The organism is Paenibacillus sp. EKM212P (genome assembly GCF_011066115.1).
Classification (GTDB): Bacteria; Bacillota; Bacilli; order Paenibacillales; family Paenibacillaceae; genus Paenibacillus; species Paenibacillus polymyxa_B.
Genome location: NZ_JAAMNR010000002.1, coordinates 235,958 through 250,067 on the forward strand (window position 1 = coordinate 235,958; position 14,110 = coordinate 250,067).

Annotated in this window: 14 protein-coding genes; 6 read left to right on the top strand and 8 right to left on the bottom strand. The window is 42.1% G+C overall.

The genetic code is table 11. From position 1 onward, the window contains the following. Positions 1-63 precede the first annotated feature (63 nt). The 3 genes from G9G54_RS07200 to metH form a co-directional block, all read right to left on the bottom strand. Positions 64-870 (bottom strand): TIGR01457 family HAD-type hydrolase, encoded by an 807-nt coding sequence (locus G9G54_RS07200; RefSeq protein ID WP_165177503.1) that lies wholly within the window; start codon positions 868-870, stop codon positions 64-66. 505 nt (positions 871-1,375) lie between these two features. Next, positions 1,376-2,305 carry a ribonuclease Z gene (gene rnz / locus G9G54_RS07205; protein ID WP_103049124.1) on the bottom strand — a complete coding sequence of 310 codons (930 nt, stop codon included), beginning with the start codon at positions 2,303-2,305 and terminating at the stop codon, positions 1,376-1,378. A 79-nt stretch (positions 2,306-2,384) separates the two neighbouring features. After that, positions 2,385-5,825 carry a methionine synthase gene (gene metH / locus G9G54_RS07210; protein ID WP_103049123.1) on the bottom strand — a complete coding sequence of 1,147 codons (3,441 nt, stop codon included), beginning with the start codon at positions 5,823-5,825 and terminating at the stop codon, positions 2,385-2,387. 280 nt (positions 5,826-6,105) lie between these two features. Here metH and G9G54_RS07215 point away from each other — a divergent pair, with 280 nt between their 5' ends. Then, complete coding sequence (locus G9G54_RS07215) at positions 6,106-6,648, top strand: 1,2-dihydroxy-3-keto-5-methylthiopentene dioxygenase (protein ID WP_165177046.1); 543 nt, start codon at positions 6,106-6,108, stop codon at positions 6,646-6,648. A gap of 101 nt (positions 6,649-6,749) precedes the next feature. Here the strand turns inward: G9G54_RS07215 and G9G54_RS07220 are convergent, their stop codons facing one another. The 4 genes from G9G54_RS07220 to G9G54_RS07235 form a co-directional block, all read right to left on the bottom strand. Further along, complete coding sequence (locus G9G54_RS07220) at positions 6,750-7,544, bottom strand: HAD family hydrolase (protein ID WP_185156286.1); 795 nt, start codon at positions 7,542-7,544, stop codon at positions 6,750-6,752. A 155-nt stretch (positions 7,545-7,699) separates the two neighbouring features. Then, on the bottom strand, positions 7,700-8,209 hold the full coding sequence (locus G9G54_RS07225; protein WP_061831521.1) for a hypothetical protein: 510 nt from the start codon (positions 8,207-8,209) through the stop codon (positions 7,700-7,702). Between the two features lie 120 nt (positions 8,210-8,329). Beyond that, a complete protein-coding gene (locus G9G54_RS07230) occupies positions 8,330-8,536 on the bottom strand; it encodes a DUF896 domain-containing protein (protein WP_013310543.1) in 207 nt (68 codons plus the stop codon). Between the two features lie 108 nt (positions 8,537-8,644). Beyond that, on the bottom strand, positions 8,645-9,013 hold the full coding sequence (locus tag G9G54_RS07235; RefSeq protein ID WP_165177506.1) for a LysM peptidoglycan-binding domain-containing protein: 369 nt from the start codon (positions 9,011-9,013) through the stop codon (positions 8,645-8,647). A gap of 188 nt (positions 9,014-9,201) precedes the next feature. Between G9G54_RS07235 and lexA the strand changes: the two genes are divergently transcribed. From lexA to G9G54_RS07260, 5 genes are all read left to right on the top strand, one after another. Next, positions 9,202-9,828 carry a transcriptional repressor LexA gene (lexA, locus tag G9G54_RS07240; RefSeq protein ID WP_013310545.1) on the top strand — a complete coding sequence of 209 codons (627 nt, stop codon included), beginning with the start codon at positions 9,202-9,204 and terminating at the stop codon, positions 9,826-9,828. 281 nt (positions 9,829-10,109) lie between these two features. Continuing rightward, on the top strand, positions 10,110-10,412 hold the full coding sequence (locus G9G54_RS07245; RefSeq protein ID WP_165177050.1) for a hypothetical protein: 303 nt from the start codon (positions 10,110-10,112) through the stop codon (positions 10,410-10,412). 234 nt (positions 10,413-10,646) lie between these two features. Continuing rightward, entirely contained in the window at positions 10,647-10,811 is a 165-nt protein-coding gene (locus tag G9G54_RS07250) for a hypothetical protein (RefSeq protein WP_016821950.1), read from the top strand. 41 nt (positions 10,812-10,852) lie between these two features. Beyond that, complete coding sequence (locus G9G54_RS07255) at positions 10,853-10,993, top strand: hypothetical protein (RefSeq protein ID WP_165177052.1); 141 nt, start codon at positions 10,853-10,855, stop codon at positions 10,991-10,993. Between the two features lie 232 nt (positions 10,994-11,225). Further along, the gene (locus G9G54_RS07260) at positions 11,226-11,765 is read left to right on the top strand and encodes a GNAT family N-acetyltransferase (RefSeq protein WP_165177054.1); all 540 of its coding nucleotides are present in this window, start codon (positions 11,226-11,228) and stop codon (positions 11,763-11,765) included. Positions 11,766-11,903: 138 nt separating this feature from the next. Here the strand turns inward: G9G54_RS07260 and tet are convergent, their stop codons facing one another. After that, on the bottom strand, positions 11,904-13,280 hold the full coding sequence (gene tet, locus G9G54_RS07265; protein WP_165177056.1) for a Tet(L)/Tet(K)/Tet(45) family tetracycline efflux MFS transporter: 1,377 nt from the start codon (positions 13,278-13,280) through the stop codon (positions 11,904-11,906). Positions 13,281-14,110 lie beyond the last annotated feature (830 nt).

Below are 14,110 nucleotides of genomic sequence, written 5' to 3' on the forward strand. Positions count from 1 at the left end.
TCTTTCCTTTCGTAGCTACATAGCTTTTAATTCTCGCAAGTTTTGTAAGACATATACTTTCTATTATTTCAGCTCTTCTTTCATCCAGTCCTGCAGTTCAGCGAGATTGTCAAACATCAGGTCAGGTTTCACTCCAACGGTACGCACATGCTCGTCCATATTAGCGCGGGTCGTCACGCCCGACAGGATCAGAGCTGTTTTACAACCTGCTGCTGCACCTGCCGCAATATCTGTAAGCATATTATCGCCCACAACCAGAGCTTCATCCGCCCTAATGTTTAAGCGGTTCAGCGCATAGTTCATCAATACGCTTGAAGGCTTGCCGATGACAATAGGCTTTACCTGTGAAGCCGCTTCAATTGCAGCTCCAATCGTACCTGCACCTGGCGTTAGCCCATCATGTGAAGGCAATTGGAGATCCGGGTTTGTCAAAATAAAAGTTGCTCCTTCCCGAATCCAACGCATGGCAGCGGCCAGCGCATCATATGTAAATTGACGATCTATCCCCTGCACCACATAATCAGGATGGTTCTCAACAAGCTGCAAACCGGCTCCTGTGAGTGCATCGCGTAATCCTGTTTCACCAATACAATATACACGAGCTCCAGGACTTTGCTGTGCAACATATTGTGCAGCTGCTAACGCCGAAGTATATACTTCATGGCTGGCCGCTTCAATTCCCATACCAATCAAATGCTCAGCCACCGAATCGGGTGTACGTGAAGCATTGTTTGTAACATAAGCATAAGGTATCTGGTCTGTACGCAATCGGGATATGAACAGATCCGCACCCTTGATCATCCGATTTCCATGATAAAGTGTTCCATCCAGATCAATTAGTAACGATTTTATCGCAATCCCCTCCCCCACTTCAAATCCATTCACATCTTAGCATTAAAAATTATAATTCATCCCATGAACGATGTTCTCCTTCGTATTTAACCACCTTAATTATTCAGGTCATAAAATAATCGGCCGTCTCTATTCATCTCATCTATCTTAAGTCAAAAATGCGTATGAAGTCCATGAATTGCTGGTAAACCGTCCAAAATAGTGCCATTCCTCGCTAAAACCCGTCGCTTTCACATGACATAAGTTCACTTCTTCGTCGAAATCCATCGAAGGCGCTATTTCCTCAAAGGAAATCTCCTGTATTTCCTGGTCATGCTCAAGAAGTATAATCCTTTAAATTCGATATATAGAAACTCGAATATGACACGCCTCCATATATGGTAGAACAAATTCATCCCCACCACCCTGCACGGGTTCTCATCTCTTGTCGCATCCTGCGCTTTCCCGGAAAATAATTTCGGTGAAAAACAAAGGCACCGAGGCAAGCCCCGGCACCCATGCACATATCTTCTCCAATCGTTTATTAACCGATATCGGGTACCGGTAACAACACATGCTGCTCCGCAAGCAATGAATTAGGAAATATGCTTTGCGCTTCCTCCAGCAATGGCTGAAGCTGCTCCTGATCTTTATACCTAGAACTAAAATGCGTCATGATTAACTGACCCGCACCTGCGGCTTTTGCAGCTTCCGCTGCCTGAAGCGCTGTACTATGATGATACTCGTAAGCTGTATCTGCCAGTTCATGCAGAAAAGTGGCTTCATGAACGACGACAGTTGCATCTTGAGCCAGCACTACCGTATTCGGACAAGGTCTCGTATCCCCTAAAATCGTGATGATACGCCCTTTTTTCGGCGAACCCAGTACATCCTGAGGATGTAAAATAACTCCACCCTCTACCTCCACGCTTTCCCCACGCTTTAACTTACCGTACACCGGGCCGGGCTTAATACCATATCGCTCCAACAGCTCTTGGTTAAGCTTACCGGGCTTATCCATCTCTACAACTCGGTAGCCATAGCTGTCAATCCGATGATCCAGCAAAGCTGACTCTACCCGGAATTGTCCGTCATCAAACAGAACCCCGCCCGTATGCTCCACAATATGTAGTTGGTAATTGATACGCGATTGGCTGATCCCTAAAGATAGCTCGATATATTGCTGGATTCCAGGCGGCCCATATACCGTCAGTGGTGTCGTTCCCCCTTGATACGCTCTGCTCGACAGCAGTCCCGGCAGACCAAAAAGATGATCCCCATGCAAATGGGTGATAAATATTTTTTCAAGTCTGCTTAGTTTGAGCGGCGAACGCAATACCTCTTGTTGAGTGCCTTCGCCGCAGTCGAACAGCCACATGCTTCTTCGTTCTTCCAGCAAACGAAGAGCGATGGACGTTACATTTCGCTGAATCGTAGGCACCCCTGCATTTGTACCGAGAAAATAAAATTCCATAACATTAACCTTCTTCCTGCTGACCAGCAAAAAACCTCCGAAGCTCGGAGGGTATTTGCTATCCCATCTGATAAAGGTGTTAAACCTTTTCGACGTTAAAATACTGCGCCTGAGGGTGGCTGAACACCATGGCTGATACAGAAGCCTCCGGTTCCATCATAAACCCTTCCGTCAGCTCAACGCCAATATCCTCAGGTTTTAACAACTGGAACAACGGCCCCTGATCCTCTAGATCTGGACATGCCGGATAGCCAAAGGATACCCGAATGCCTTGATATCTGGCACCGTGTCGCTGTTTCATTGTCATATCGGCAGGGTCCGGGAACCCCCAGCTATCCCTGATAATATGGTGAAGCCGTTCCGCTAACCCTTCTGCTACTTCGAGTGCTACCGCTTGAAGTGCATGCGAGCGCAGATAATCTCCTTTATCTTTCCACTGGGTAGATATCTGCTGAATCCCATGACCAGCTGTAACGACCATGAAACCTACATAGTCCATAACCCCGGATTCCACTGATTTCAAGAAATCAGCCAGACATAGATAAGGCTCTACCTGCTGGCGCGGGAATGTAAATGTGTGCAGTACCTTGCTCACATCCGACGGATCATAGATCAGAATTTGATCTCCTTGGGACTGCGCTGGAAAGAACCGATACATAGCATGTGCCTGGATGATTCCGTCTGTCACAGCTTCAAACATGATGCTGTCCACGGTTTCCTTCAACTGAATCGCTTTCGGATCTTCCGAAGCCAGCAGCTGTTCAACATTGCCTTTTAAACCAAGATGATGCCCCATTAGCATCTGCATATTCACGTAAGGCAAAATATAATTCAGTGGATAGTTGCGTAGTACATGGCGATCCGTATCTGGTGGAATATAAACGGGCAAATCCTGAGCAATATTAGAGCGCACAGCTCGAGTGAGCTTAGGGAGCGGCTTGGCTTCCACGACGATTGCCGCTTCCGCCTCCCGCTCAGCCTCCATGTCCTCAGCCATTTTTTTGCGGGACTCAGGATTCATAAGCTTATTGGCAATATCCAGACCATCCATAGCATCCTTTGCATAGGCAACCAGACCATCATACTCAGGACGGATACGATTTTTAGTGAACTTACGTGTTAAAGCAGCTCCACCCACCATTATTGGAATATCAATATTCGCATTTTTTAAATCCTGTGCGGTCAGCACCATTTGTTGTGCCGATTTAACAAGCAGTCCGGATAAGCCAATCATATCGGCCTTTTCTTCACGGTAAGCTTCAATAATGCGTTCTGGTGGTACTTTTATACCCAGATTCACGATATGGTAACCATTGTTGGATAGAATAATCTCCACCAGATTCTTACCAATGTCATGCACATCACCTTTGACTGTAGCCAACAAAATCTTACCTTTTACTGAGGATTCATTCTTCTCCATGAACGGCTCTAAATAGGCTACGGACGCCTTCATCACTTCAGCGCTTTGCAGAACCTCTGCAACAATCAGTTCGTTATTGTTAAACAGTCGTCCTACTTCCTCCATCCCCTTCATCAGCGGGCCATTAATAATTTCCAGGGAAGAATATTTCACGAGCGCCTGCTCCAGATCCGGAATGAGTCCCTCTTTACTTCCCTCGACTACATAGGAAGCCAGTCGTTCTTCGAGCGAAAGGTTTGATATCTTTTCTTTTTTCTCCACTTTCTTGTTACGGAAAGCTGCTACAAAAGCGGATAAAGTATCGTCATTTGTTTTATAGATCAAGTCTTCCGCAAGTTTCCGCTCATGCTCTGGAATGGATGCATAACGTTCAAGCTTCTCAGTGTTTACAATCGCATAGTCCAGACCTGCTTTGGTGCATTCATATAAATAGACGGAATTGAGCACTTCACGACCCGCTTCCGGCAAACCAAAAGATACGTTACTGATGCCCAGGATGGTATGTACCCCGGGAAGCGCTTCTTTAATAATGCGAATGCCCTCAATCGTTTCCTTAGCTGAACCGATATATTGCTCATCACCTGTTCCTACTGGAAATACGAGCGTATCAAAAATTAGATCCTCCGCTGCCAAACCGTAACGGTTCACCAACAGATCATAAGAACGTTTAGCTACCTCAAGCTTATCCTCACGTGAAATAGCCTGTCCGCGTTCATCAATGGTTCCAACAACAACAGCGGCGCCGTACTTATGAATAAGAGGAGCCATTTTCTCAAATTTCTCTTCACCATCCTCCAAATTAATGGAGTTAATAATCGCCTTACCTTGCGAATATTGAAGTGCTTTATCAATGACTTTAATATCCGTGGTATCAATCACCAAAGGTACTTTTACCTTGTTTACAACCAATTTCAAAAACGCTTCCATATCCGTCATTTCATCGCGATCCGGGTCCTGCACACAAATATCAATGACATGCGCTCCGCTTTTTACCTGAGCGCGGGCAATTTCAGATGCCTCTTCATATTTGCCTTCCACGATCAAACGCTTGAATTTGCGGGAGCCCAGAACATTCGTTCGCTCACCAACCATATACGGACGATTGTCCTGTTCAATATATACAGGCTCAATGCCTGATACGGCAGGAGGATGATGACCTACCAGCGGACGCGGCTCAAACTGCGCCATACTTTCACTCATAACTCGAATGTGCTCAGGCGTGGTACCACAACAACCCCCAGCAATATTCAGCCAGCCTTTTTCAGCGAAAGCAGCCATTTTACGTGCTAATGAATCAGGCGATTCATGGTATTGGCCATTTTCATCGGGCAATCCCGCATTTGGATAACAGCTAATAGCTGCAGAGGACATTTCAGACAGAGAGCGAATATGATCACGCATAAACTCTGGACCTGTAGCACAATTCAACCCAATCGAAATTGGATGCAAGTGTTCAAGTGATATGCAAAAGGATTCGATATTTTGTCCGGCCAACGTCGTTCCCATAGGCTCAATCGTGCCTGAAATCATTAGCGGAAGCTCTATACCTGTCTGCTCAAAAGCCTGCCGAATTCCGATGCTTCCAGCCTTGACGTTAAGCGTATCCTGTGAGGTCTCCAAAAGGAGTACATCCACGCCGCCTTCAATAAGCGCCAAGGCCTGCTCTTGATAGCTGTCAATCAATTCAGCAAATGTAACACCGCCTGTGACAGACAAGGTTTTCGTGGTTGGGCCCATAGCTCCTACAACAAAACGAGGCTTGTCCGCAGTGCTATATTTATCCACCGCGTTACGCGCCAGTTTGGCCGCCACCAGATTAATTTCACGGGCACGTTCCGGTATATCGTAATCCGCCAAAACGACGGATGTTGCTCCAAATGTATTCGTTTCAATTAGGTCTGCCCCAGCCTTCAAGTAGGCTTCATGAATCCCTTGAATGACATCCGGTCTCGTTAAGACCAGCATTTCATTACAGCCCTCCAGCTCTTCCCCACCAAAATCATCGGGGGAAAGGTCTTCCTGTTGAATCATGGTGCCCATGGCCCCATCAAGAAGGAGTATTCTTCGTTGTAATGCATCCTGCAAGCTAACTTTATCCAAATTTCTTCACCCCCGCAAAACGTTAAATCCTAGTTTAGCAGAAACCGTATCATTTAGATAGATTGAAGTAAAAACATACGTTTTATACAGGTTGTTCTTTGTAAAAACGACTTCTCTAATCCATTTTTATAGTTTGTAGCATTACAGAACGTACTTAACCCTGACCTTTTAGCTATAGTCATTTGCATTATAAAATGTTGAAATCCTGTATTGTACAACGTTTCAAGACATGGTATTCTTTATACAACATTAATCCAAGTGGAAAAGAGGGAATAAATATATGGCCGAAATCTTAATACGTAATACGAACGAACGAATTAGCGGTGAAGAACAAGTACGTGAATTTCTGGAGAGTCACGAGATATTGTATGAACATTGGGATGCTTCCAAATTGTCCGGGGAGCTGCAAGAGAACTTTACCTTAACAGATGATCAAAAGGCCGCTGTTCTCAAAACATTTGAACCCGAAATCAAGGATTTAGCCGCACGTCGCGGATATAAAATATGGGACGTTATCACTTTATCTGAAGCAACGCCGAATTTGGACGAGCTGCTGTCCAAGTTTGAGCAAATTCACACCCACACCGAGGATGAAATCCGTGCCATTGTCGCTGGTAAAGGCATCTTCATCATTAAAGGCCCTGAAGAGATCGGCTATTTTAACGTAGAGCTTTCACCGGGGGACGTTATCTCCGTACCTGAAAATATACCTCACTTCTTCACTTTAATGGAGAATCAAAAGATCGTCGCAATCCGATTGTTCATCGAAGAAAATGGCTGGATTGCCGAACCGTATGAAGATCCAACCTTCATTAAAGCATAATTACGAATTTATCCTTGTATGAATAAAAAAACTCCCTCTGCTCTGTAACAATCGAGCGAAGGGAGTTTTTCTAATACTCGTTTCTAAAGATTATGGATTTCTTACTTTAACGATTGAATAATTCCGTCCAATTCAGACAGATGCTTGATTTCGAACTTCGGCTTGATCTCTGTGGTATTGGTTTTAGCGTTCCGGTTCACCCACACCGAGTGTACACCTGCTGCCAACGCTCCTTGAATATCAGTCGTCAGCTTATCTCCTACCATTAAAGCATGTTCAGGCTCAATACCAAGAAGCCCCAAAGCATGCTGGAATATAGACGGATCAGGCTTGCCTCGACCAAATGAACCTGAAATGACAACATGATCAAAAAAAGGAGCTAATTGAGGAACTCCATCCAGTTTCTCCTGTTGTAGATCAGGGGAGCCATTTGTCAGCAATAACAGTTTGTAATGTCCCTTCAATTGTTCTAGAATCTCAAACGTTTCTTCATATACATGTGGACGCGCGCGTCTTTCCGAAGCAAATTGGATAGCTAGCTTTTCCGCCAACTTCTCATTATCTATCCCTAGTTGCTGGAGTCCTCTGCGCCATGATTCCTTTCGATAAACAGGGGCCAACTGTTCCAATTGGCGGAATTCAGGTTGCTCACCTGCTGTAAAATTCGCCCACAATCCTTCAAACGGGTTAATGCCGATCATTTGAGTAAAACTAAAGGTTTCATAGGATTCATACAAAGCGCGTGCTTCCTTACGTACCGCTTCCTCCAGAGTTTTCGGATCAACGCCTGCTTCACGGGAGCCTGTTTGGCACGCTGCATCAAATGCCTCTTCTACACTACGTTCATCCCATAAAAGGGTATCATCAAGATCAAACATTACCGCCTGAATCGTCATCTGAATTATCCACTCTCTTTCCACAGTATATGTACACCTATTTGCTCGGTTAAGTATTTGAATCGTTATGTGTGCCCATATTAAGCAAGCGGCCGCAGCATGTTATATGAAATAACATCATACGGCCTTTATTAAAGAGCTACAGGCTAAATCAGTTATTTCTTGTCCACCTGTATCTGATTGGATAGCGCAAACTTCTCAAGTCGCTCTGCAATGGCATCCGTGTCATAGCGACCTAATGATTTTGTGAAAATGAAATTACCGCCCTTACCTTTTCTTTCAACGGTTACGTAACCCTTTTCAATCTTGATGGCTTTCATGTCCCCAGCCGTCATTGGACGTTCTCTACCACCTTTCAGCATATAGAGAGTATCCTTTCCCACTTTCAGATAAGGACGACGGATGAAAAAGATAACAGCCAGCATCAAGTAGAGGCCGAATACAAGCCAATCCATTCCTCGCATGCCAGTCTTAGTCAAAAAGTAACTCATAAGCATGTACAATACAGAAAGACCAGCCAGCATAATTGGCACAGTAATGTTACGGCCACGGAAAATATCCATTGCAGAACCTGCGCCATTAATGGTTTGAATGCCTTGCTTTTTGCGCGATTTATTTAAATGCGCTGTGTTTTTGCGTACTTTTCTTTCAAATGATCGGGCCATCTCTCAATTCCTTCCCAGATATATTACAATAAAACAATTGCCTCAAAGCTGATCTATATAGATACCGAGAACGGTACCTAAAACAAAAGGCAAATTGCAGGCTTGGGCGCTTTAACAACTTTAATGCTTCAGCCCGTCATTTCCCTTCGATGTATCATCGTCCACAAATTCAATCGTTTCAAGCTGCTGCCGAAAATTACGGCGAATGTTACCTAAATAAATTTCCCGAAGATTGGCGCGCTCTGTGGCTTCCTCTTCCGTCAAACCCTCGGATTTTGCTTTGCGCGCTAATTCATTGATGCGCTGAACTAAGCTGTCTATATCCAAATTGTGTCCCCTCCATAAAAGCAAAGATATAATACACTTTGACATGTAGAAAAGAGCTTGTCAAGGCTCCCGCATTACGCTCCCTGACAAGCTCTAATTGTCTATAGATCAGAAGTTAGGAAGCTTGAGTACCTGACCTGCCTGTACTCCCCGATCCTCCAAACCGTTAATCCGCACAATTCCTTCTATATATACCCGTGTATCCATTCGTTCCGGTTTATGATTTGCGGCAATCTCCCACAACGTATCTCCAGGTTGTACGGTCAGTTTAGTCACTTCTTCCTTGGAAGCTGAAGGTGCCGCGAAAACCGTAAGTACACCTGCCCCTGCAATCCAAGCAACAATCACTAAAATAAGAAGCTTAACTAAAAGAGTATTAGTAATAATTTGCATAAAATGCGCTCTACCCTCTTTTCGGGTCTCCTGCAAATTTTCTGAATTCATCGGAAAAATACTTTGATAAGTGCTATATTTCATCATTGGCTGCGACCTCCAAACGTTTGTTCTTATGTTTTCACAATATAACACGAACATTTGTTTTGTTCAATAGAAAAGAGAACAAAAGTTCGCGATTATTTTTAGGGATTATTTAGAACTTATGTTTGTACGAACGGAGGTTCTATGCTATAATTTTCCCAAACGTTACTAAATGGGGTTGATACGGTATGTCTAAGATTTCGAGCCGCCAGCAGGCCATTCTTGAATTTATCCGCAATGAAGTGCGTCTAAAGGGATACCCCCCTTCTGTACGCGAAATAGGCGAGGCTGTCGGATTGGCCTCCAGTTCTACGGTTCACGGTCATTTGGATCGTTTAGAGAAAAAAGGACTCATTCGACGCGATCCTACAAAACCACGGGCTATTGAGTTACTCGGTCAAGACGAATCGGATAACAGCAACTTGATTAATTACTCCATTAGTCGTGTCCCCGTCGTCGGCAAAGTAACTGCTGGCCTTCCTATTACGGCGACAGAAAATATTGAAGATTACTTTCCTCTTCCCCAACACTTTGTTGGTGAGGATAAAATATTCATGTTATCTGTTGTAGGCGAAAGCATGATTGAGGCTGGGATTGCTAACGGAGACTATGTAATCGTACGTCAGCAGCAGACCGCTGATAATGGCGATATTGTTGTAGCTATGACAGATGAAGACGAAGCTACAGTTAAAACCTTCTACAAAGAAAAAGATCATATCCGGCTTCAACCTGAAAACCCAGCCTTTGAACCGCTTCGCCTGACACACGTCAGCATTTTAGGCAAGGTTGTAGGACTCTTCCGGGACTTCCACTGATTTCTCGTTCTTTCTTCCCCGTTATTCTAACCACTAATACAAAACCGGCTGCCTAGGGCAAGCCGGTTTTGTATTGTTATTATGTATACTATGTATCTCACAACTATTTTTTCATTTCAGCAACCTATTCCTATTGTTTCTACTATAAAATCAGCCTCCTCATCTCAAATAATCACCCACTGATCTTGAGCAGCTATATTGATGGGCAAAACTAATAGATCTTTCTTTGTTTTAGATAAATATGGTATATTAATTACTCATAGCTCTGTAGGAGGAATTAAATGAAAAAAATTATAATTTCAGCGTTTGTTGTGATATTTATCGCCATAAACTGTGTAGTACCAACAATGGATCATTTGTATGCAGAAGAGAAATCACACATAACAACCTACGATCGTATTCAGTACATACAAATACTTATCCATTTCAGGTATTTAGAAAAGCAACTCGAAGCTGTAATTTCCGAAAGAAACAATTACCCAGAAGACAGCCAAGAATATAAACTGCTCTCTGAACAACTGAATCATATTCTTGCTCAAGAGGCGTACTACGAGAAAAAACTTAACACTCTTAATAGTAAATAATTTTCATACTAACTGCTTATTATCTTTATCTACACTATTAGACTCATGCCGACCTGCCTGTAACATTCTTCTGCAACGTAAAGTTGAAATGGCGAAGACAGGTTCGCATGAGTTTTTTGTTAACCATTAGGAATATAGGTACCAGCTTCTTTTTGCTTTTAATAGATTTATGCTGATACATTACTATCATAATTGACATAGTATATAGCAGACCTAAGCAAAGGAGACATGCAGATGATCAGAAATAGAGTTAAAACGTATAAGCATCGCATCGGAAAAAACAGATATCTGGTCGTTAAAGTCTTTCAAGCCGCAGCTGCTAAAACAGGAAGCGGAAATGCACTAGCAACCAATGCCTTGAATATCAAAATTTCCAAGCGTAAGCATAAACACCACTAAGATTCATCCGTACCTTCATTTCCTTGAAGGGAGGTGATCATATGAGCAGAAGACATTGCAGACGTGATTTGAGAAGAAGAAGATCAAACATCCGTTCGAATCAAAGAGCTGTTGCGCGTGCAAGAGGTAACGCACTGGCTGTTAATCTGTTTAGCGTGAATGATAGACAACGCAGACGTTAATAATCGTTTTCAAGCAAAAGCAGGAAGGATTCTTCCTGCTTTTTTTTAGTGTTAAACAGCACACCTAACTACTGCTATGAATCGTTGAAGCAAGCGGACGAGATCGTAGAATATCACACATAGTTGAACAGTCGCTACAATTTTGCTCTTTTTATAAATCTAACAGACAGGAAAAGGTGGTTCTCTTTTAGAATAGTGTGCATAGAGAAATTAAACCAGGAGGAGACAAGCCATGATAATTAAAATGTCACTTTCGAATATGGGAGATTTTAAGAAGTCAAATGAGAATAACGGCTTTATTGTGTCAGGAAGGATTATACCTAAATACGAGAACGATAATTGGACATATATAGAAGAAAGTTTTCCCGAACCATATTTTAAACAGTATGAGGATGATGACGTTGATATCAGTTATATTGATGAACAAGGAAAATCTATTTTTTTATATTATGATAAGAACGACTGTGTTGGACAAATTAAACTTTGTACTAATTGGAATGGCTATGCTCTAATTGAGGATATTGCCGTCGCTAAAGACTGGAGACACAAGGGAATCGGAGCAGCCTTATTGAGTAAAGCAACCGAGTGGGCTAAGCAGAATAACCTTGTTGGTCTTATGCTTGAAACACAGGATGTGAATGTTTTAGCTTGTCGATTCTATGCTAAAAATAACTTTGTAATCGGCGGAGTTGATACTATGCTATATTCTAGCTTTTCCACAGCCCGTGAAAAAGCGATTTTTTGGTATTATAAGTTTAAGCATTCAAATTAGCTTAAAATCAAACTGATCAGCAAACAAAGCTCTGCCAACCAATTAAGGTTAGCAGAGCTTTTGATTTATTTAGAGTATCCACTTACTTCAAACGTGAGGATGCGATCATTTTCAGCATGTAATCCTTTTCTGCTCTTATCAGGAATCTGAAACTGAACGTCTATATACAATAACAGTTAAAATCCCGCTAATTATAATGACCACTGTAAAAATCAATAACATATTGCTATATAAATAAGCAGATGGAAAATTAATGATTGGTATAAATTTTTGATGAATAAAACGTATTGATAATAAGCCTCCTACAACTGAAATCCCTGTTCCTTCTGATAAAAAGCTTATAAAATTAAGCAAGCTCATTCCTGCGCCAGCTTCTTCTTGTCTTAAACTACTTGAAACAATAGTGGATATTACTGTTTTAATAAAAGAAAGACCACCGAAAACAAAGACTATAATAATAGACATCAGCCAAGGTGTCATTTCAATAAAGAAAGCAGCTATCAAAAAGCTGATGGCAAGAAATGCAACGCCGACTGCTAGCACATGTAAGGAACCTTTCTTATCAACAAGTGCTCCTCCAAGGAAACCAAAGAAAATAACACTCATCGTTCCAGGAAAAATAATTCCACTGCCAATCATTGCGGTACTTAAGTGATGAACGTCTTTCATCATATAAGGGACCATAGAAACAAATCCAGCTACGGTACCAAACATAAGTCCGCCACAAAGGATTCCTATCATAAATGCAGTATTTTTCCCCAATGAAGGATCAACAAAAGGAATGGTTACTTGTCTGATATGTTTTAAAAAGATCAAGAAGAAAAGAATACTTATCACCAGAAAAGAAATTCTGTAAGACGTTGTATACAACATAAACATTACAATGCCTAGAGATATAAGCACGATTCCTGCAATGTCAAGTGAACCCTTTGATATGACTTCCTTTTTCAATAATTTTATCAGGAAGGGAACAGTGACAAATGTTAGAACAGGAAGAAGCAGTAAATGAGACCAATGAATATAATGAGCAATCATCCCACCAATAGCCGGTCCTATCCCTTCACCCATTGCTACGATAGACCCGATGAGGCCATATGCCTTGCCCCTGTTTTCTTTTGGGATATAGCGAGCAACTACGACCATCACAAGTGAAGGAAATGGAGCTGCACCAATCCCTTGTATAAATCGCCCCAAGATAAGTGTTGGAAAAAAAGTATGTCCCATAAATCCAATTAATGATCCTATGCAATTCACTATCATTCCAAACAGAAGCAACCTTTTAATACCTAACTGATCAGATAGCTTTCCGTATACAGCGGCTCCTATAGAAAAACTTAGCATAAAGGCAGTATTTACCCAATTTGTAACGGCTGGTGTTTTATTGAATTCATCAGCAATATCAGGTAAAGAGATATTAAGAACCATTTCATTTAACACACTAAAAAACGAAAGAACACAAAGCCACATTAAAATTTGGTTATGGTGTAAAACAGACTGTGAATAAGGGGTTTTCACTTTTGACCCTACCTATTTTTTTCATTCTACCACCTTATCTAGAATAGGAAAAAATGTAATTATATATATCCGATCTTTTCCATCCATTTGTTTTAAATATAAGAAACAAACCACTTCAGAAATAAGATACATTCAAGACATGAGTGCAGCCTCCTGATGTGTTATGCGCAAATTATATTCCGAGTACAAAAAATAAGCTCCATATCATTGGAGGTTTAATACAGCGCCTATTTCCATACGAGAAAATGTAATGATCTTTGGGTCACCATTCCAGCCCTCTATGATTACAATATAGAGCGTATATCGCTCTTGTTGTCCCCCTCTTCCAAAGCCAGCAGACGCGCCTTTATGTCCACTACACTGCTACCTGTTTTCAACTCCAGTTCGTTCATGTTGGGCCCACGTCATTGCTCAGTAGAATAACTGTAGAGTATTGGTAGTAGCGTTTTGATATCGGGTAACAAAGCGCTCAACTTCTTTGTTACCTGTCGTTTTCCGTATACTATACAGATCAGAACAATGAACGATAAAAGAGGATACAACTATTGCGCAACAATAGCGGATTAGACGGTTGCCAAAGCGACACTGAACTTTTGCAGAAGTTTACGATGGTGTACGTGAAGCCATGGAAAGAATATGGGGGCGATATTCCTGAGCCAGTAAGAACTAGCAGTAAACTTAATGTGTGTATTCCTAAAAGCCTGTGTCGTCCAATGTCAAAAAGGGCTGCCGCAAATGTTTCCTTGAACCAGCATTGTCTTTAAAAACCTGAGCAAATGAGAAATTTATAATAAAATCCAGAGTTCACAACTCCGTTAGCCCAGCCTAAA